Consider the following 18,158-nt stretch of genomic DNA (forward strand, 5'->3'; position numbering starts at 1 on the left):
CGTTTTAACTCCCATTATCGGTTTCAGTCTCGTTTCCTGCTGACAAAGAAAAACAACGTGACGATCGCGACCGAAAGCAGCAGGAAGGCGGTCGATATCGCGTTGATCTCGGGTGTGATGCCGCGGCGGATCTGGCCGAGCATGTAGGTGGGCAGCGTGTCCTGGCCGCCCGACTTGACGAATTCGGTGATGACGACGTCATCGAGCGAGATGACGAAAGCCAGCATCAGGCCGGCGAGGATGCCGGGCCACAAAAGCGGCAGCGTGATGCGGCGGAAGGTCTTCCACGGCGTCGCATAGAGGTCGGCAGCGGCGCGTTCCAGCGTCAGGTCCATATTCTCCAGCCGCGCCCGGATCGGCAGGTAGGCAAACGGGATGCAGAACGCCGTATGCGCGGCGATCAGGTAGCCAAGGCCGGAATAGCCGGTGAAGATCTTGATGCGCGAGAAGAAGATCAGCAGCGCCACGCCGGTGACGATTTCGGGCACCATCAGCGGCTGGTTGATGGCCGCGTATTTGAAGGTCAGCCCGGGATAGGGCGGTGTGCGCGTGGTGGCGAGCGCGGCCATTGTGGCGAAGATGGTGGCAAGGGCCGCCGCTATGGCGCCGATCTGGAAGGAACGCATCGTCGCATCGATGACCTGCGTGTTCTGCCAGGCCGACTGGAACCATTTGAGCGAAAACCCGCCCCATTCCGAGGTCGAGCTCGCCGCGTTGAAGGCGTAGATGACCAGCACGATGATCGGCAGATAGAGCACGACGAAACAGGTCGCCGCGATCGCGGTGAAGCCCGGCTGGTGCTTGATGGAGAAGTTGCTAGCCATGACGCACCCCTGACTTGCCGGCGTTGCGCACATAGGCCAGCAGCGCCACCATGACGATGATCATGACCGTGATCGACAGCGCCGAGCCAAGCGGCCAGTTGCGGCCCTGTCCGAACTGCAATTCGATCAGGTTGGACAGCATCATGTTCTTGCCGCCGCCAAGCACGCTCGGCGTCACATAGGCGCCGAGGGCCGGAATGAAGACCAGGATGGAGCCGGCGATGACGCCGGGTTTGACCAGCGGGAAAATGATCTTGCGCAGCACCTTGAAGCGTGTCGCGTAGAGATCGTAGCCGGCCTCGACCAGCCGGAAATCGAGTTTTTCCATGCTGGCATAGATCGGCAGCACCATCAGCGGCAGGTAGACATAGGCCATGCCGATCAGGATCGCCGTGTCGGTGTAGAGGATCTGCACCGGCGCCGAGACGATGCCGAGCTTCAGAAGGATGGTATTGACGATGCCTTCGTTGCGGATGATCTGCAGAACAGCGAAAGTGCGGATCAGAAGGTTAGTCCAGAACGGGATGGTGATCAGGAACAGCCAGAGATCTCTGGTCTTTTCACTGCGCGTCGCCATGAAATAGGCGGTCGGGAAGCCGAGCGCCAAAGTCGCCAGCGTCGTCACCACCGCGAGCTTGATCGAGCGCAGGAAGATGGTGACGTGGGCGGCCGCCAGCGACAGCGTGTCGTCGAAAATGTCGCGTTCCATGAACACCGACACCCAGGCTTCCGGCGAAAATTGCCACTTCACGTCGCCATAGGCGCCGGGCGTCAGGAACGAATAGACGAGCACGATTAGCAACGGGCCGGTCGCGGCGAGCAGAATGACCAGCAGCGCCGGCGCTGACAGCAACCAGCGGGCGCGGACGTCGCGCCGCTCCGCTGCCTTGGCGACTTCTTCGGCGGTGGCCATCAGTCCCTCAGCACTTGCGCGGCGTCGTTGCCGATCAGGATGCCGACCTTGTCGCCGCGCTCGAAACCGCAGCCGGCGCTGCGCGTGTTCTGCTGGCGCACGGTGAAGGCTTCGCCGCTGTCGAGCTGGACATGGATATGCGTGTCGGTGCCGAAATAGACGATGTTGTCGACCGTGCCCGCCAGGTCGCCCTTGCTCCTGGTCAGCTTGGCATGCTCCGGCCTCACCACCACGGTGGCGTTGTCCTTCGGCTGGAAGCCTTCGGCAACGGTCGCCTCGATGGTTGTGCCGGATTTGAGCGTCGCGCGCGCCTTGCCGTTGCCGGTGCCTGATATGGCCGCGGTGAGAAAATTGGTCTCGCCGATGAAGTCGGCGACGAAGCGTTCGGCAGGCTTGTCGTAGATATCCCACGGCGAGCCGACTTGCAGGATCTTGCCCGACGACATCACCGCGATGCGGTCCGACATCGTCAGCGCTTCTTCCTGGTCATGGGTGACGAAGATGAAGGTTATGCCGGTCTCGTGCTGCAGCCGCTTCAACTCGATTTGCATCTCCTTGCGCAGCTTGTAGTCGAGGGCGGAGAGCGGTTCGTCGAGCAGCAGCACCTTCGGTTGCGGCGCGAGCGCCCGGGCCAGCGCCACGCGCTGCTGCTGGCCACCGGAAATCTGGCCGGTGCGCCGGCCCGCCAGCGCCTCCATCTTGACCAGCTTCAGCATCTCGGCAACGCGCGCCTTGATCTGCGCCTTGGGCTTGCCCAGCATCTCCAGGCCGAAGCCGATATTGTCTGCCACCGTCATGTGAGGGAACAGCGCATAGGATTGGAAGACGGTGTTGACCGGCCGCTTGAAGGGCGGCAATGGCGCGATGTCCTGGCCGTAAAGCAGGATTTCGCCGGCGGTTGGAAAGTCGAAGCCGGCGATCAGCCGCAGCAAGGTGGTCTTGCCGCAGCCGGATGGTCCCAGCAGTGTGAAGAATTCGTTTTCGCGGATGGATACCGAGACTGTGTCGAGGGCAGCGACCTGCCCCTCACCCGATCCGAAAATTTTGCTGACGTTAACTACTTCAATCGCATTCCGATCCGGTTTGTCCGGCACGATTACGCCTCACTGTTGACCCCGCTCTTGCTGGCGGAGCTTTTCCCCTATTGGATGTGACCACATGGCCGGTGGGTTGGCAAGTCCGGCATTGAATCACAGTTCAGTCGGTCATTTCAGTCCGCCATTTCAGCAGGCAAGCCGCATGCCATCTCAGGCCTGGTAGGTGACTTTGCCGCCGCAGATCGTTGTTACCGGGCGCACCTTGTGCAGGTCGGCCGGCATAGTCTTTTCGATGTCGGCCGACAAAACCACCAGATCGGCCATATAGCCCGGCTTCAGCGTGCCCTTGCGGTGCTCGGCGAATTCGGCATAGGCGCCCTCGACCGTGTAGGCGGCAAGCGATTCCCGCATCGAGAAGCTCTGGTCCGGATCGCTTGATGCCCATGGTTTGCGCATCACTGCCGCCTGGATGCCCAGGATCGGATCGATCGGCGACACCGGCCAGTCCGACGCGAACACGACATGCGCGCCGGCATTCTTCAGGGTGCGCCAGGCATAGCTCAGCGGCCAGCGCGCCGGCCCGATGCGCGACACAGTCGGCTCCAGCGGAAAATCCATGGCGCCGGGCGGATGCGGCGGCTGCATCGAAGCGATGGCGCCGAGTTCGGCGAAACGCGGCACATCAGATGCGCCGATGACCTCTATATGTTCGACACGATGCCGGCTGTCGCGCCTGCCATTGGCCTTTTGCGCCGCCTCGTAGCCGTCGAGCACGGCGCGCACCGCGCCGTCGCCGATCGAATGCACGGCGATCTGCAGGCCGCGCCTGTCGACGGCGACGGCGAGATCGATGAATTGCTGGGGCGTGAACAGTGGTTCACCCACCCAGTCGGGACGGTCGGCATAGGGCTCGATCATGACGGCCGTCCAGGAATCGAGCACGCCGTCGTAGAACACCTTGACCATGCCTGACGACAGCCACTCGCCATTGTAGCGCTCGGCCATCGCCGAGGCCTTGTCGAGCATGTCGAGCGTCATGAAATTCTTGTAGTGGAAGGGTATCTGCACCCGGCAGGACAGACCCTCCTCGGCCTCGATCTCGGCCAGCAATTCGAGCTGGTAGAGATTGCCGTCCATGTTCTGGATCGAGGTGATGCCGTGGCGCGCGCACCAGGCGAGCCCGCGCCGCATGATGTCGCGGTCGGCGGCGCGTTCTTCCGCCGATGGCATCGGGTCTGGCTCGCCGCCCGTCGCCAGCCCGAGCCGCACCCGGCCCTCGCCGGCAAGATCGAGCACCGGGCCGAAAGCCTCGCCCTCGCGCAGTTCGCCATTGGCCAGGCCGTCGTCGCCCATGACGATCTCATTGCCGGGGCCAAGCGTGCGCCCATTCAGGATGCCAGCCAAGCCCAGCGCCTTGGTGTTGGCCCACATCGTATGGTGGTCGGGCGCGGCCATGACGAAGGGCCGGTCCGGCAGGATCGCATCGAGATGATGGCGCGTCACTCGCTCGTCGTCGAGCACGGTGTAGTCGACGCCCTGTCCGACCAGCATCTTGGCATCGGGGTGCGTCGACGCGTAGTCGCGGATCGCCTTTTGCAGCGCCTCGAAACCGTGGACGCCCGACAACTGGAGATGGGCAAGCTCGGCCGCGCCTGAAAACAGATGCATGTGGGCTTCGATGAAACCCGGGATCACCGAACCGCCCCTGGCGTCGATGACCCTGGTGGCCGGCCCCTTGAACTCTTCGATGGAGGCGTGGCTGCCGAGAGCGACGATGGCGCCATCCTTGACGGCAACGGCTTCGGCGGTCGGATTGTCATCGTCCATGGTCAACACACGACCATTGATGACGATCAGATCCGCCTTGTGACCCGCACCCGTGACCGACATCGCGACTCCGCGCTTTTGACTGAGACCGACAACCACTGCCCACGAGCTGCCGCTCCGCGGGAGGGGCGATGGGGAAAGATGATGCCGGCGCGCTGTCTTCGAAATTCCCCTTGTTATCCCCAAGGCAGCGTGGATAAAAGAATGCGACTAATCATTCGCGTTTGTCAACATGCGGAATTTGCAATGTATTGTGGACAACACTCTGCGCCGATGTTGGGACTGGGCGGGGAACGAGGACGTCAAGCCGTGAAGCGCAGTCTCGATCGCAAAACCAGGATAGCGCTCGAACCGCGCAAGCAGCCGCGCCAACAACGGTCGAGCAAGGTGGTGGACCGGATCCTCGACGCGGCGCTGATCCTGACCCGCGAGCAAGGCACAAGGACGCCGACCACGCTCGCCATAGCGCAGCGCGCGGGCCTGTCGGTTGGTTCGGTCTACCAGTACTTCCCCAACAAGGAAGCCATTCTCCTGGACCTCGCCCGGCGCTGGCTGTCATCCTTTCCCGAAGTGATCGCGAGGCGCATCAGGGTCGACCCGCCCACCAACCGGGAGGAGTTTCGGCGGGAGGTACGCAGGCTTTTCACGGACACCTCCAGGCTTTATCTCGACAATGCCAGCCTGATGCCGGTGATCGAGGCGATTTCAGGCAACGCCGACCTGAGGCCGATCCAGAACGAATATGACGACCAGATCATCGCCCTCTATGCGGCATGGCTGCGGCACGTGAACCCGGCTCTCGAAGACAAGGTCGCCAGCCGGCTCGGCCTGCTGATGATGGAGGTCGGGCACGCCTGCCGTCTTGTCGGCCTGAAAAGGGATCGCCGGACATACGACCTCATCGAGGACGATGTCGAAACCATGTGGCTCGCTCTGGTGACCCCCTATCTCAACCTTGACTGATTTCGCATTCGAGAGGAATTTCATGAAGACTGTCTATTCGCCGCTTCACGCCGGCCACGCCGGCCAGATGGAACTGGTCACATCGGCGATCGTGCCGGGTTTCGAAAAACCCTCGCGCGCCGAGTTCATCAAGGCGCGGGTCGACAGCGAGAAACTCGGGCCGATCATCGCGCCGGCCGAGCATGATCTTGCCGCCGCCAAGCGCATCCACAGGGCCGACTACGTCGATTTCCTGCCGACGGTCTGGCCGCAATGGATCGCCGAGGGCCACACAGGCACAGCCATGCCCTTCACCTGGCCGACACGCGGCCTGCGCGGCGACGTGCCGCCCAAGCGCGTCGACGCCCTGCTCGGCTATTATTCCTTCGACGGCGGCGCCACCTTCGTCGAAGGAACATGGGACGCGATCAAGTCCTCCTACGACGTCGCGCTGACCGCCGCGGGCCTGGTCAAGGCCGGCGAAGCCTCCGCCTTCGCGCTCTGCCGTCCGCCCGGCCACCATGCCGGAGCCGGCTTCATGGGCGGCTATTGCTACATCAACAACGCGGCCGTTGCCGCGCAGTGGTTCCGTGACCAGGGGGCCAGCCGCATCTCGATCCTCGATGTCGACTATCATCACGGCAACGGCACACAGGAGATCTTCTACGACCGCGCCGACGTGCAGGTCCTCAATTTGCACGGCGACCCGATGGTCGAATATCCGTTCTTCCTCGGCCATGCCGACGAGCGTGGCGCCGGCGCGGGCGAAGGTTTCAACATCAACTATCCCATGCCGTTCGGCACCGGCTGGGACGCCTGGAGCGCCTCGCTGGAAGACGCCTGCGCCAGGCTCGCCGCCTACGCGCCAGACGTCGTCATCGTCTCGCTCGGCGTCGACACGTTCGAGAAGGATCCTATCAGCCAGTTCAAGCTGAAGTCGTCGGACTATCCCATGATCGGCCGCCGCATCGCCAGGCTCGGCCTGCCGACGCTGTTCGTCATGGAAGGCGGCTACGCCGTCGAGGAAATCGGCATCAATGCCGTCGGCGTGCTGACCGGCTTCGAGGGCCGGTGACACCGGCTGCCCGAAGCGCGGCAGCTCTCAGGGAAACCACGAAAAAGGGCGGCGTCAGCCGCTCTTTGACATCCTCTAGCCCCTTGGTGGGCGCGACCGAAACAGCCCCGGCCGAGAAGACTGGCTTGCACGGCTCGAACATTTTCACGCACCGAAACGCGCGAAAATCGGCGCCTGAGTCGCAGCTTGAGTCCACTCGATTCGATTTTGTCAAATCGCGTTTGATGTCAGATTCATCTACGGGTAGATTAGACCCGAATCAGCCGGTCCTCGGGGGGCGCGGCGACCACCCAAAGTCTCAAGTGCCGGAATTTTCTGGCGCCAGACGCGGACGGCTTCGCGTTCCCTGAATGGATTCCGTCTGATCGGGCGCGACCCCGCGCTTGTGTGTGTCTCGTAAATGTAACGCGTTTTCAGGTTCGGCGGCTGGCTCTCCAGCATCCGGACATCAGCATCGATTCCGGCCAAAAACAGCAATGAGCAGTCCCGCCGCGCTTCTTCAATCCGACACATTGGGCTCGCGCCTGACGTCGCGCGGCGATCTCACCAGCTTTTTCATGGAGTTGACCGCCGAGATCGGTGCCGACAGCTATATGCTGGTCGCCATCGTCCACGATCAGGACCGCAACGACGCGCGCATCGTCTCGTCCAACTGGATTTTCGACGCCATCGAACTGATCGGCAAGCGGCTGATCGCTGGCCTTGCCCAGGGCGCGCTCACCGTTGCGCCGGGCATGCGTCCAAGGCCGCTGGTGTCGGCGCAGGCACCACAGGCCGAGGGGCTGGTCTCCGGCGAAGAGGCACGTCTGCTCGACGTGCTCGGCCACGCCGAGATCTATTCGCTCAGGCTGAATGTCGGCCGCCAACGCCTGTTCGCGCTGTTCTCGGCGGCAGCCGCCGGCCGGATCGACCAACCGGCGCTGATGAAGGCGCAGCTGAAGTGCTGCTACGCGCTCTCGCATATTCCGCAACTGATCGCCGCCGCCGCCATGCAGGATCCGCTGTCGGACCGCGAGCGCGAATGCCTGTTCTGGGTCTCGGAAGGCAAGACCACGGACGAGGTTGCCGTCATCCTTGGCGTGTCCTCCAACACCGTCAACAGCTACATCACCCACGCCATCCAGAAATTCGCGGCCAGCAACCGCGCGATGGCCATCGCCACGGCGATCAGGAGCGGCATCATTTGAAACAGGCCGACGTCAAGCAGGCCGCCGAGGCCCTTTTCAACGACCAGCGCAATCCGTTCGGTGCCTTCTCGCTCGGCTCCGAAACGCATCACGCCGTGACCATTCCCGATGCTGTGCGGCGCTGCCGTTGGATCGCCGTCGACATCAATGCCTCGGCCTTCGGCCTGTTCTTCGTCAGCCCGTCGCTCGAGCGGGCGCGGCTGGTGCCGTGCTTCGATTCCGACTATCCCGGGATATCGGTGGCGACCAAGTTCATCTCGGGCGCCAATGGCGAGGAGATCGTGCGCCATAGCAGGATCTCGACCGAACCGCGCTGGTGGACGGATGACGGTGTGGCGGCCATGAGCGAGATGTTCGGCGGCCTTGCTTGGACCGAGCAGATGGCGCCGCTGGCGCCCGGCAGCAGCGGCATCGCCTTTCCCGTCCACGCCGATCGCGGCCAATGCGGCCTCGTCGTCTTCCTCGGCTCGGAGATCGCCCTGCCGCAGGACGCGCTCTATGAAATCCACGCCCGTTGCTTTTCGCTGTTCGCCGCTGTCGCCCGCATGCGGCCGGGCGATGTCGGCAAGACGCGCGCGATCTCCAAGCGCGAGCTCGAATGCCTGAAGCTGACCGCCAACGGCAATACCAGCGAGGAGATAGCGCGGCTGCTGAAACTGTCGGTGCATACCGCCAACCAGTATCTCACCCAGTCGACCCAGAAGCTCAACGCCGTCAACCGCAACCAGGCGGTCGCCAAGGCGCTGCGGCTCGGCCTGATCGAATAGTTAGAACGCCAGCGGCTCGACCTTGCGGATACGCGCCTGTTCGACCACCGCCTCGAGCAGGGCGGTGTTGTGCTCGGGGTCCTCGCCGGGCTTTTCGAACGACACGTAGTTGACCGCGACCGAGGCGCCTTTTTCGCTCAGCGTCAGCTGGAAATAGACCGTGACGCCGGGCGGCCGAAGCTCGAGATCGAGCACGATGCGCGGGCTGCCGCTCCAGTCGACATGCGCCTCGCCGCCATGGCCGAGCCTCAGCGTGCCCGGCTTGAAGAACAGTTCCGCCGCGGAATCGACCAGGTCCGACAGGCAGGCGAAATGCTCCAGCCGGATGAAGGCGATATAATCGGCGACATCGATCAGCCTGAGCTCCGCCACGACTTGCTCGATGGCGCTGGCGACGATGATCTCGCGGGAGTTGGCGTGCGGTTGGCGGTTCATGAAATCTGTCTGCGCTCAGCCTTTTTCGAGTAGACGATCCGCACCAGTTCGGCGACGGCCTGGTAGAATTGCGACGGGATCACACTATCGACCGAAACTTGCTTGTACATGGAGCGGGCGAGCGCCACGTCCTCGAAGATCGGGATGTTGTGCTCGCGCGCGATTTCGCGGATCTTGAGCGCCACCAGATCCTGCCCCTTGGCCAGCACCAGCGGTGCCGAATCCTCGTCGCGCACATATTTAAGCGCGATCGAGAAGTGCGTCGGGTTGGCGATGATCAACGTCGCGCGCGGCACCGCCGTCATCATCCGCTTGCGAGCGCGGTCGCGCGCCAGCGAGCGCAGCCGCGACTTAACGATCGGGTCACCCTCGGACTGCTTGAACTCGTCCTTGACCTCCTGCTTGCTCATGCGCAGGTCCTGCTTCCAGTGGAAGCGCGACCAGACGATGTCGATCGCCGCGATCAGGCCCATGACGAAGACGATCGCCACCAGTATGTCGACCGCGATGCCGCGGATGACGAGGCCGAAGGCGACGGGATTGGTGATCATGCCGGCGAGCAGCTTGCGGTGATCCTCGGACAGCGTGAAGGCGAGCACGACGATGGCGAAGCCCACCTTGCCGAGCGCCTTCAGGAACTCGACCCAGCCCTGCACCCCGAACAGCCTGTTCCAGCCCTTGACGATCGAGATGCGCGACAGCTGCGGCCTGATGCGTTCGCCGACGAATTGCGGCATGTTCTGGAACACCGAGGCACCGACGCCGGCGATGGTCAGGAGCACCAGCAGGCTGAGGATGGCACGGCCCACCTCCAGCATGACGATCTTGTAGAGCGCGATGACGTCGGTCTCGGTGTCCATCGGCCAGGCTTCCGGCTTCTCCAGGAACATCGACAGGAACATGCCGAGATCGACAATGGCATCCTTGGCGTAGAAGACGGTGAACACCAGTATGGCGACGAAGGAGGCCAGCAGCGCGGTCTCCCTCGAATGGGGCAGCTTGCCCTGTTCGATGGTGTCGCGGATCTTCTTTTCCGTCGCTTCTTCGGTTTTGGAATCCTTGTCGACCGCCTCTGCCATGATCGGCCTTAGGCGGCGGCGTTCTGGGTCGCGGGAAGCTCGAACGCGCCTTCGCGCGCCAGCCGGATTGTCGTCGTCACGATCGTCTTGCGCGCCGCCATGATGTCGGCGAGGGGAACCCCTTCGGATCCTTGTCCGAGTTCGGCTTCGATCATGCGCCGCGAGCGCGCGCCGATCGCCGACAGCGCCGCTTCGGCAAGGATCGCCGAAGTGCCGCGCAGCGCCAGCGTGACCAGTTCGGTCGACAGCCCGTCGAATAGAAGCACGCGCGCTTTCTGGGTAAGCAGCGGCAAATCGTCAAAGGCGAACAGCCGAGCCCGGACGCCGTCGAGATCGGGCGTGCCGGCGGCCTCCAGGTCCTGCATGACCTCCTCGAGCAGCGGCTTGTCCAATTCGTTGAGAACGCTGGCGACGCGCGCCTGTCCGGCCGATGTATCCTTGGTCGCGGTTTCCGCCAGCACGCTGGTGCGCAGCCGGTTTTCGACGATCCTGCTGGCGGCGTCGGGAACATTGGCCATCGTCACCATGCGCTTGATGATCTCGCCGCGCGTCGGCTTGCTCAACGTCAACAGCACGCTCGCCGCCGCCTGCGGCGCCAGCTTCGACAGCACCATGGCCGCAGTCTGCGGATGTTCACCGGCCAGGAAAGTACCAAGCCGCACCGGCTCGAGCTTCTCGAGCTCGGGCCAGATCGGCGGCGGACCTTCCGGCGCAACCTCGAATTTCTTGTCACCCATGATCGCGCTCATCTCTTCGGGTGACAGCGATTCATTGAGGATGGTGTCCATCCTGTCGGCGGAATCGAGCAGTCCCGCCCCTTCGGTGAACTCCGCCTCGAACTCGGCGACGATGCGCTCGAGATCGCCTTGCGGAATGGTCCTGAGCAGCCGGGCGCCCTCGATAAGTGCCTTCAATTCCTCCTGCTTGAAGAATTTCAAGAGGCGGCTGGCCGACGGCTTGCCCATCGCCACCAGTATGGCGGCCGCCTTCTGCGGACGCGTCAGGGAAAGGGACGTCGTCATGCCTTTCGCTCCCGCTGCCGCCGGCAAGACCCGCGACGCATCTTCACGCGCCCTTCGTGCCGGCGATGATTTCGGTCAGCCTGATGCCGAAGCGCGACGGGTCGCTTTCGAGCACGGTGATCTCGCCGCGCGCTATTCTGCGGCCGTTGACCACCACGTCGACCGGTTCGCCGATGCGGCGGTTGAGCGCCACCGTGGAGCCCTTCTGCAGCGCCATCAGGTCGGACACCGGCATCTCGGTGCTGCCGAGGATGATCTGGACGTCGACGGGGATGTTCATGATGACGCTCGAATTGGCAGCGGACGCGGCCTTGAACGCAATATCGGGGCGCTGTTCCTCTTCATGCAGAACCCCGCGCAATTCCTCGATGGCGCGGTCGAGCTGCTCGTCCGGCTGGTCGATTTCGGCTTCTGCCTTGGTCTTGGCCATGCATCGTCTCCAAAAGCTCAGGCGTGCCCGGCACCAGCCGGCATGAGCCCGTCGATAAAATCCTGTCCGGCATCATAGGGATGCTTGATCCGGACGGTGTAATTCTGTCCCAGCTTGCCGAACTCGCATACGAACAGCGTCTTGCCGCGCGCGCCGAGACGCGCTTGCGATTGCGCCGTTTCCTCGAATTCGATGATCTGGCCAATTTCGAAATCGGCAAGATCGCCGAGCGTCAGTCGGGCCAGCGGCATGGTCGCCTCGAGCGCTACCGTGGAGCGCATCACTTCTTCCGAAAAGCGCGCGCGCCAGCTGGCGCCCTGATCGTTCTCGCCGCCGGCAGCAGCGCTGTCTCGGCTGGCCAGCACGACACGCTGCGGCATCGTCACCGTGACGGTGCCGCTGTCGGCCGGCGTCGAGATGCCGAAGACGATGCGGATTGCAGCGCCGTCGCGCAACACGTGTCGTTTGGCTTCGGTGCCCGACATCGCCCGCGGCACTGGCAGGCGCAGGTCGAGCGACCGTCGTCCCGATCCGTTCAGTGCCTGCGCGACCTGCTGGAACATCATGGTCGAAACATCGACCTCGATCTGCGACAGATCACGCTCTATCGGCGATACCGGCATCTCCGGGTCGCCGCCGAACAGCGTGCAAAGCGTGACCGCGATCGCCGGCGCATCGATCACCAGGGTCATGGCATCAGAGGACGTGGCTGACGCAACGATGGTCATGGCAAACGTATCGCCGGCACGGGAGCGGGCCTCCGCGACGCGGCTGACCTCGACCCCCCTGAGATCGACGGTGACCGGAACTCCAAGCTCACTGGTCAGGCTCTTCTGCAGCAGCGGCGCAGCGCGCTCTGCCATGCCCCGGCCGGCGCCGATGACCTGGGCGGCCTCGCCGCTGTCGCCGACCAGGCGCTCGATGATCAGGGAGCGCGCTTGTGAGGGACTGCCGGGACTGGTCATGACAATGTCGGCACCGATCTGTCGCGCATCGCTCAGGCGGCCCTTTTCTCGGCGGAGCCGGTGTTCATCGTGCTCTGCTCGACGGCGTCGATGGTCGGCCGTTCATAGGACGATATGGTCTTGCGGCCGAACTCGATCGCCACCTGCGGCAGGGCGCCGTTCATGTAGGCGAGCAACGTCTGCTTGACGATGATGTAGAGCCGGTTCTTCTTCTCGCGCACCGTCTTGATCTTGGTGGCGACGGGCCCGACCACCGCGTAAGACAGGAAGATGCCGAGGAAGGTACCGACGAGGGCGGCGCCGATCAGGCCGCCAAGGATTTCCGGCGATTGGTCGAGCGCGCCCATCGCCTTGACCACGCCGAGCACGGCGGCGACGATCCCGAGCGCCGGCAGGCCGTCGCCGACCGCCACCAGCGCGTGGTAGGCTTTCATCTTGTCGGACTTGATGGTCTGGATTTCCTCATCCATCAGCGCCTCGATCTCGTGCGAACGGGCGTTGCCGATGATGATGATCCGGCAATAGTCGCAGATGAAATGCGTCAGGTCGTGGTTCTTCAGCACGGTGGGGAATGCCTGGAAGATCGCCGATTCCTCGGGATTGTCGATATGCGCCTCGACCTCGCTGCGCGACTTCGAACGCAGTTCACGCATCAGGCTGTGCAGCACGCCGAGCGTTTCCAGATAATCCTGCTCCTTCGGCACGGCCTGCTTGAAGGCTTCGAGGATGCCCCTGCCGGTGTCCTTGACCGTTTTCATCGGATTGGCGACGAGGAAGGTGCCGAGTGCGGCGCCGCAGATGACCACCGCTTCCCAGGGCTGCATCAGCACATGCAGATGCCCGCCCATGGCCATGAAGCCGCCAAGGACGCAGCCGAGCGTCACCACCAGTCCAATCAGAATGCCCACGAGAGGTCCTTCCGCATTTCAAGTCAGGTGCAAGGGATAGTCCCCGTGCCTTGTGTGAGGCTTGAATCGGAGCGGCATCGAGCCGATCGGCGCGATTCAGTTTCGCGCAAGGAAGTGAGTCTATTGTGCTGGCATAGCTTCGGCCGGAGGCGCGTCCTTGCTCAGTACCTATACCAGCTACCAGTTGATCACCAGGGACATCGACAAGTCGATCGACCGCATCGAAAAGCAGCCGACGGTCGATCGCGACACCAAATATTATCTGGACAACATCACCAAGGTGAAATCGATCGACGATTTCGTCAACAATGACCGTTTGTTCAAATATGCCATGAAGGCCTACGGCCTGGAGGACATGGCTTACGCCAAGGCGTTCATGGTCAAGGCGCTCAAGGAAGGCGTTTCCGACCCCGACAGTTTCGCCAACAAGCTGACCGACAAGCGCTACGCCGAATTTGTCAGCGCCTTCAACTTCGCAGCCAACGGCGCCAATACCACGGTTTACAACAAGGCGCAGCAGCTGGTGACCGGCAACTATGCGCTGCAAGTCCAGATCGGCGCCTCGCAGGCGGGCTTCTCTTACTATCAGAGCGAAACCGCCTATTATGTCACCAACATCTCCAAGGTTAAGTCGATCGACGACCTGATGGGCGACAGCCGCCTGCTGACATACGCGATGGCCGCATTCGGGCTCGACGCCGAAACCGAACCGGCCGCAACGGTCAGGGCGATGCTCGAAGGTGGCGTCAGCGATACCAACAGTCCCGCCAACAAGCTGACCGACAAGAGTTACGCCAACTTCGTCTCGGCGTTCGACTTCGCCCAGTATGGCGATCAGACGACCACGCGCGACAACGTCCAGCAGGCGGTGCCTAAGGGCTACATGGCCGGAGCCGGGCTGACGTTGATCAAGCCGAGCGCGCAGTACGTCAAGGGCGAGGCCGACTACTACGCGGCAAACATTTCCAAGGTGAAGTCGATTGACGACCTCATGGCGGACAAGCGCCTGCTTACATTCGCCATGGCGTCCTATGGACTGGATGCGTCAACCGAAACCCCGCGGCAGATCCGCGCCATGCTCGAAGGCGGCGTGAGCGATCCCAACAGCCCTGCAAACAAGCTGACCGATAAACGATACGCCAACTTCGTCACGGCCTTCGATTTTGCCCAATACGGCGATCAGACAACCTCGCGCGACGCAGTGCTGAAAGATACGCCGAAAATCTACACGACAGAGTCGGCGCTTGGCCTGATCAAGCCGAATGCGGACTACATCAAGTCGGAGACCGCATATTACCTGGCGAACATCACGAACGTGAAATCCATCGACGATCTGATGGCCAACAGCCGCTTGTACAATTATGCCCTCTCGGCCTACGCGCTCGATCCGGCGACAGAGAGCAAGGACCTGATCCGCAGCGTCCTGGCCGGTGGCGTCCGCGACCCCGACAGCGTCGCCAACAAGATGACCAACAAAGCCTATGCCGGGCTCGCCTCTGCCTTCAACTTCGAACAATACGCCGAAGCGGCCACCACGACCAATCCAGCACAGCAGCCGACCGTCGACAAATACATGCGCCAGACGTTGGAGGAGGATGCCGGCCAAACCAACGAGGGCGTACGGCTGGCGCTCTATTTCCAGCGCAAGGCGCCTGATATCACCAGCTGGTATAATGTGCTCGCCGACACCGCTCTTGCCAGTGTGGTGCGCACCGTGCTCGGCTTGCCCGATTCCTTCGCCACCGCCGACGTCGACAAGCAGGCGCAGCTGTTCGAGCAGAAGCTCGACATTTCCGATTTCTCCGACCCCGAAAAGCTCGGCAAGTTCCTGACCCGCTTCACCTCCATGTACGAGATCAACCACCCGACCTCGTCAGCCGTGTCGTCGATCAGCGTGCTCTTCGCCAAGCCGGTCACGGCGGGGATCTCCACCGACCTGATGATGGCCATGCAGAAGTTGAAGTTCTGACCATGCGGGACAGTCTCTACGTCGCCCTTTCCTCGCAGATCGCGCTCGAGCGTCGGCTCGACACGATCGCCGACAATGTCGCCAACGCCTCGACCGTCGGCTTTCGCGCCACCGGCGTGAAGTTCGAGGACGTGGTGTCCGGCACCGGGCCGAAATCCGTGTCCTTCGCCTCCTCGGGCAAGACCTACCTTTCCGGCGCCCATGGCTCCCTGACCGAGACCGGCAATCCGTTCGATTTCGCCATACAGGGCGACGCCTGGTTCGCCATCGAGACGCCGGTCGGCACCGTCATGACCCGCGATGGCCGCTTCTCGATGAACGAGAATGGCGAGCTGATGTCGGTCGAGGGCCATCCCGTGCTCGACGCCGGCGGCGCACCGATCCAGCTCGACCCCCGCAACGGCCCGCCCAAGGCCGGAGCCGACGGATCGTTGCGCCAGAACGATCAGCTGGTAGGCTCCATCGGCCTGTATAATTTCGATCCGGGTGAGAATTTCGTGCGCTACGGCAATTCCGGCATCGTGCCGGCGCGCACGCCCGAGCCGGTGACCGATCGCGCCGATATCGGCGTCGCCCAGGGCTTCGTCGAGGAATCCAACGTCAATCCGGTGCTGGAGATGACGCGGCTGATCATGGTCCAGCGCGCTTTCGAGAACACCGCCGCCCTGATGCGGCAGACTGATTCCTCCACCGACGAGGCGATCAAGACGCTCGGCTCGAAGTAGCATGTCGCTCGACCAGCCAACCCTGCGCGCACCCGAAAGACTGCCCCAGCCAACGCCGGAAGACCGGCTTGCCGCGCTGGAGCGGATATGGCGGCGCTTCAGCGATGCCGAGGGACTGCTCAAACGCGGCGGCCTCGTCACCGAAGTCACATCGACGCATTACAAGGTGCGCGGCCTTTCGGATTTCGCCAGGCTGGGCGATCTTGTCGAACAGCGCGGCCATGCCGGCACGCGCCGCGGCGAGATCGTCAAGATCAGCCGCGACGAGATTGTCGTGGCCCCCTTCGAACGCAGTGCCGATGCCGGCATAGGCGACGCCGTTTTCCGTCGCGGTCCGCTCGCGGTGGCGCCGCATGCCTCGTGGCGCGGCCGCACGATCGACGCGCTCACAAGGGCGATCGACGGCGGTCCGCCATTGGTCAGGGGCGACGGCATGTCGGCCGCCGCCGCAACGCCGGGCGCCATGGCGCGCCAGCGCGTCGGGACCGCCTTCATGACCGGGGTCAAGATCATCGACATTTTCACGCCGCTCTGTTTCGGCCAGCGCATGGGCGTCTTTGCCGGTTCCGGTGTCGGCAAGTCGACGCTGCTGGCCATGCTCGCCGGCGCAGACGCTTTCGACACCGTCGTTGTGGCGCTGATCGGCGAACGCGGCCGCGAAGTCCGCGAATTCCTCGAGGACACGATCGGCGACAGCATGGCCAAGACCGTAGCCGTCGTCGCCACGAGCGACGAAAGCGCCATGATGCGCCGGCGCGCGCCAGACACCGCGATGCGCGTCGCCGAACATTTTCGCGACCAGGGCCACCGCGTGCTTCTGGTGCTGGATTCGATCACCCGCTTTGCCCACGCCCTGCGCGAAGTGGCGACGGGAACGGGTGAGCCGCCGGTCGCGCGCGGCTATCCCGCTTCGGTTTTCACCGAGCTGCCGAAGCTGCTCGAACGCGCCGGGCCGGGAGTGGAAGGGAAAGGATCGATCACCGCGATCATTTCCGTGCTGGTCGACGGCGACGACCACAACGATCCGGTGGCCGATTCCGTGCGCGGCATCCTTGACGGCCATGTCGTGCTCGACCGCGCGATCGCCGAACAGGGCCGCTATCCGCCGGTCAATCCGCTGTCGTCCATATCACGCCTGGCCGGCAAGGCTTGGAGCGTCGAGCAGCGCGCGCTGGTGACGCGGCTGAAGTCGATGATCTCCCGCTTCGAGGACACGCGCGACATCCGCCTGCTTGGCGCCTACCAGGGCGGCGCCGACGTGGAACTCGATATGGCGGTGCGCCAGGTACCCCTGATCTACGAGGCGCTGATGCAATCGCCGAAGGACCGCCCGTCCGCTGATCCGTTCTCCGATCTCGCCCGCCATCTCAAGGGAAAGCAGAATGCCGAACAAGGGGACTGAGCTCCAGCATACCGAGCGTATCCTGCGCGAAATGATCGCTGAGGCGAAAGCCGAAGAAGAGATCGAAGCCAGCCGCAACTCGGCCATCGACGGGCTCTTCGCCGCGCCGCAATGGCCGCAGCCGCCCAAGACCGCGTTTCCCAGGCTGGGCAAGAAGGCCGGCCGGCGCAGCGATTTCGTCATCGCCGCGCTCGGCATCACGCTCGGCCTGATCTGCGCGCTGTTCCCCTGGTATATCTTCTTCAATCAGGAACAGTTCGGCGTCCAGGCAATCAAGTTCGGCGGCACCGGCACCAATTCTGGACGCGAGGGCGGCGGCGTGGTTGCCGAGCGCAGCGCGCCGCTGACGGCCAAGGACGTTCCGAATGCCAATATCGACCTGCTTGCCACCGGAACCGTGCAGGACGATCCCAGCGCCGCCCCGGCGCCAGATGACCAGCCCTTTCCGGCCGACGTCACCAAATTTCGCATGGTCCACGTCGCCAATGGCCGCGCCATGATCGAGGACGACACCGGGCTGTGGATGGTCCAGCGTGGCTCGATCCTGCCGGATTCCAACAAGGTGTCGTCGATCGAGCAACGCAACGGCAAATGGGTAATGGTCACCAGCGCAAACCAGGTGATCGAGCTTTCCAGATAAGTTCGCCGCGC

18 protein-coding genes are annotated in these 18,158 nt (G+C 63.3%); 8 read left to right on the top strand and 10 right to left on the bottom strand.

The features are described from left to right. Nucleotides 1–23 precede the first annotated feature (23 nt). The 4 genes from ACIU1A_RS22385 to ACIU1A_RS22400 all read right to left on the bottom strand — a co-directional run bounded on the left by ACIU1A_RS22385 (nucleotide 24) and on the right by ACIU1A_RS22400 (nucleotide 4,664). Nucleotides 24–824, bottom strand: a complete 801-nt coding sequence (locus ACIU1A_RS22385; RefSeq protein WP_140496194.1) for an ABC transporter permease — start codon at nucleotides 822–824, stop codon at nucleotides 24–26. Continuing rightward, complete coding sequence (locus ACIU1A_RS22390) at nucleotides 817–1,737, bottom strand: ABC transporter permease (protein WP_140522306.1); 921 nt, start codon at nucleotides 1,735–1,737, stop codon at nucleotides 817–819. The genes ACIU1A_RS22385 and ACIU1A_RS22390 overlap by 8 nt, the downstream gene beginning before the upstream one ends. Next, nucleotides 1,737–2,831 carry an ABC transporter ATP-binding protein gene (locus ACIU1A_RS22395; RefSeq protein WP_140513625.1) on the bottom strand — a complete coding sequence of 365 codons (1,095 nt, stop codon included), beginning with the start codon at nucleotides 2,829–2,831 and terminating at the stop codon, nucleotides 1,737–1,739. The genes ACIU1A_RS22390 and ACIU1A_RS22395 overlap by 1 nt, the downstream gene beginning before the upstream one ends. A gap of 153 nt (nucleotides 2,832–2,984) precedes the next feature. Continuing rightward, the gene (locus tag ACIU1A_RS22400) at nucleotides 2,985–4,664 is read right to left on the bottom strand and encodes an amidohydrolase (RefSeq protein ID WP_404925312.1); all 1,680 of its coding nucleotides are present in this window, start codon (nucleotides 4,662–4,664) and stop codon (nucleotides 2,985–2,987) included. Nucleotides 4,665–4,910: 246 nt separating this feature from the next. Between ACIU1A_RS22400 and ACIU1A_RS22405 the strand changes: the two genes are divergently transcribed. The 4 genes from ACIU1A_RS22405 (at nucleotide 4,911) to ACIU1A_RS22420 (ending at nucleotide 8,572) form a co-directional block, all read left to right on the top strand. Continuing rightward, nucleotides 4,911–5,564, top strand: a complete 654-nt coding sequence (locus ACIU1A_RS22405; RefSeq protein WP_140560339.1) for a TetR/AcrR family transcriptional regulator — start codon at nucleotides 4,911–4,913, stop codon at nucleotides 5,562–5,564. Nucleotides 5,565–5,586: 22 nt separating this feature from the next. After that, nucleotides 5,587–6,618, top strand: a complete 1,032-nt coding sequence (locus tag ACIU1A_RS22410; protein ID WP_140513627.1) for a histone deacetylase family protein — start codon at nucleotides 5,587–5,589, stop codon at nucleotides 6,616–6,618. Between the two features lie 476 nt (nucleotides 6,619–7,094). Continuing rightward, entirely contained in the window at nucleotides 7,095–7,805 is a 711-nt protein-coding gene (locus tag ACIU1A_RS22415) for a helix-turn-helix transcriptional regulator (protein WP_140496200.1), read from the top strand. Beyond that, nucleotides 7,802–8,572: a helix-turn-helix transcriptional regulator gene (locus ACIU1A_RS22420; RefSeq protein ID WP_140513628.1), complete on the top strand. Its 771-nt coding sequence runs from the start codon at nucleotides 7,802–7,804 to the stop codon at nucleotides 8,570–8,572. The genes ACIU1A_RS22415 and ACIU1A_RS22420 overlap by 4 nt, the downstream gene beginning before the upstream one ends. On the opposite strand, the gene ACIU1A_RS22425 is transcribed toward ACIU1A_RS22420, so the two are convergent. From ACIU1A_RS22425 to motA, 6 genes are read right to left on the bottom strand one after another with little or no spacing between them, the layout of a single operon-like run. After that, the gene (locus ACIU1A_RS22425; protein ID WP_140496202.1) at nucleotides 8,573–9,007 is read right to left on the bottom strand and encodes a hypothetical protein; all 435 of its coding nucleotides are present in this window, start codon (nucleotides 9,005–9,007) and stop codon (nucleotides 8,573–8,575) included. Next, complete coding sequence (gene flhB / locus ACIU1A_RS22430; protein ID WP_140496203.1) at nucleotides 9,004–10,086, bottom strand: flagellar biosynthesis protein FlhB; 1,083 nt, start codon at nucleotides 10,084–10,086, stop codon at nucleotides 9,004–9,006. The genes ACIU1A_RS22425 and flhB overlap by 4 nt, the downstream gene beginning before the upstream one ends. An 8-nt stretch (nucleotides 10,087–10,094) precedes the next feature. Beyond that, entirely contained in the window at nucleotides 10,095–11,108 is a 1,014-nt protein-coding gene (locus ACIU1A_RS22435; RefSeq protein ID WP_140496204.1) for a flagellar motor switch protein FliG, read from the bottom strand. A 43-nt stretch (nucleotides 11,109–11,151) separates the two neighbouring features. Then, on the bottom strand, nucleotides 11,152–11,538 hold the full coding sequence (gene fliN, locus ACIU1A_RS22440) for a flagellar motor switch protein FliN (protein WP_140496205.1): 387 nt from the start codon (nucleotides 11,536–11,538) through the stop codon (nucleotides 11,152–11,154). Nucleotides 11,539–11,555: 17 nt separating this feature from the next. Next, a complete protein-coding gene (locus tag ACIU1A_RS22445; protein ID WP_404925313.1) occupies nucleotides 11,556–12,503 on the bottom strand; it encodes a FliM/FliN family flagellar motor switch protein in 948 nt (315 codons plus the stop codon). A gap of 32 nt (nucleotides 12,504–12,535) precedes the next feature. Continuing rightward, complete coding sequence (gene motA, locus ACIU1A_RS22450; protein WP_140496207.1) at nucleotides 12,536–13,411, bottom strand: flagellar motor stator protein MotA; 876 nt, start codon at nucleotides 13,409–13,411, stop codon at nucleotides 12,536–12,538. A 157-nt stretch (nucleotides 13,412–13,568) separates the two neighbouring features. Between motA and ACIU1A_RS22455 the strand changes: the two genes are divergently transcribed. Genes ACIU1A_RS22455 through ACIU1A_RS22470 form a run of 4 tightly spaced genes read left to right on the top strand, consistent with a single transcriptional unit; the run spans nucleotide 13,569 to nucleotide 18,147 of the window. Then, complete coding sequence (locus ACIU1A_RS22455; RefSeq protein ID WP_404925314.1) at nucleotides 13,569–15,380, top strand: DUF1217 domain-containing protein; 1,812 nt, start codon at nucleotides 13,569–13,571, stop codon at nucleotides 15,378–15,380. A 2-nt stretch (nucleotides 15,381–15,382) separates the two neighbouring features. Continuing rightward, entirely contained in the window at nucleotides 15,383–16,105 is a 723-nt protein-coding gene (flgF, locus tag ACIU1A_RS22460) for a flagellar basal-body rod protein FlgF (protein ID WP_140513633.1), read from the top strand. A gap of 1 nt (nucleotide 16,106) precedes the next feature. Next, nucleotides 16,107–17,507, top strand: coding sequence for a flagellar protein export ATPase FliI (gene fliI / locus ACIU1A_RS22465; protein ID WP_140657408.1), 1,401 nt, complete (start codon nucleotides 16,107–16,109; stop codon nucleotides 17,505–17,507). After that, nucleotides 17,488–18,147, top strand: a complete 660-nt coding sequence (locus ACIU1A_RS22470; RefSeq protein ID WP_140522320.1) for a hypothetical protein — start codon at nucleotides 17,488–17,490, stop codon at nucleotides 18,145–18,147. Before fliI ends, ACIU1A_RS22470 begins: the two co-directional genes overlap by 20 nt. The last annotated feature ends 11 nt before the right edge of the window (nucleotides 18,148–18,158 follow it).

It is taken from the genome of Mesorhizobium maamorense (assembly GCF_044998965.1).
In the GTDB taxonomy this organism is placed as follows: domain Bacteria; phylum Pseudomonadota; class Alphaproteobacteria; order Rhizobiales; family Rhizobiaceae; genus Mesorhizobium.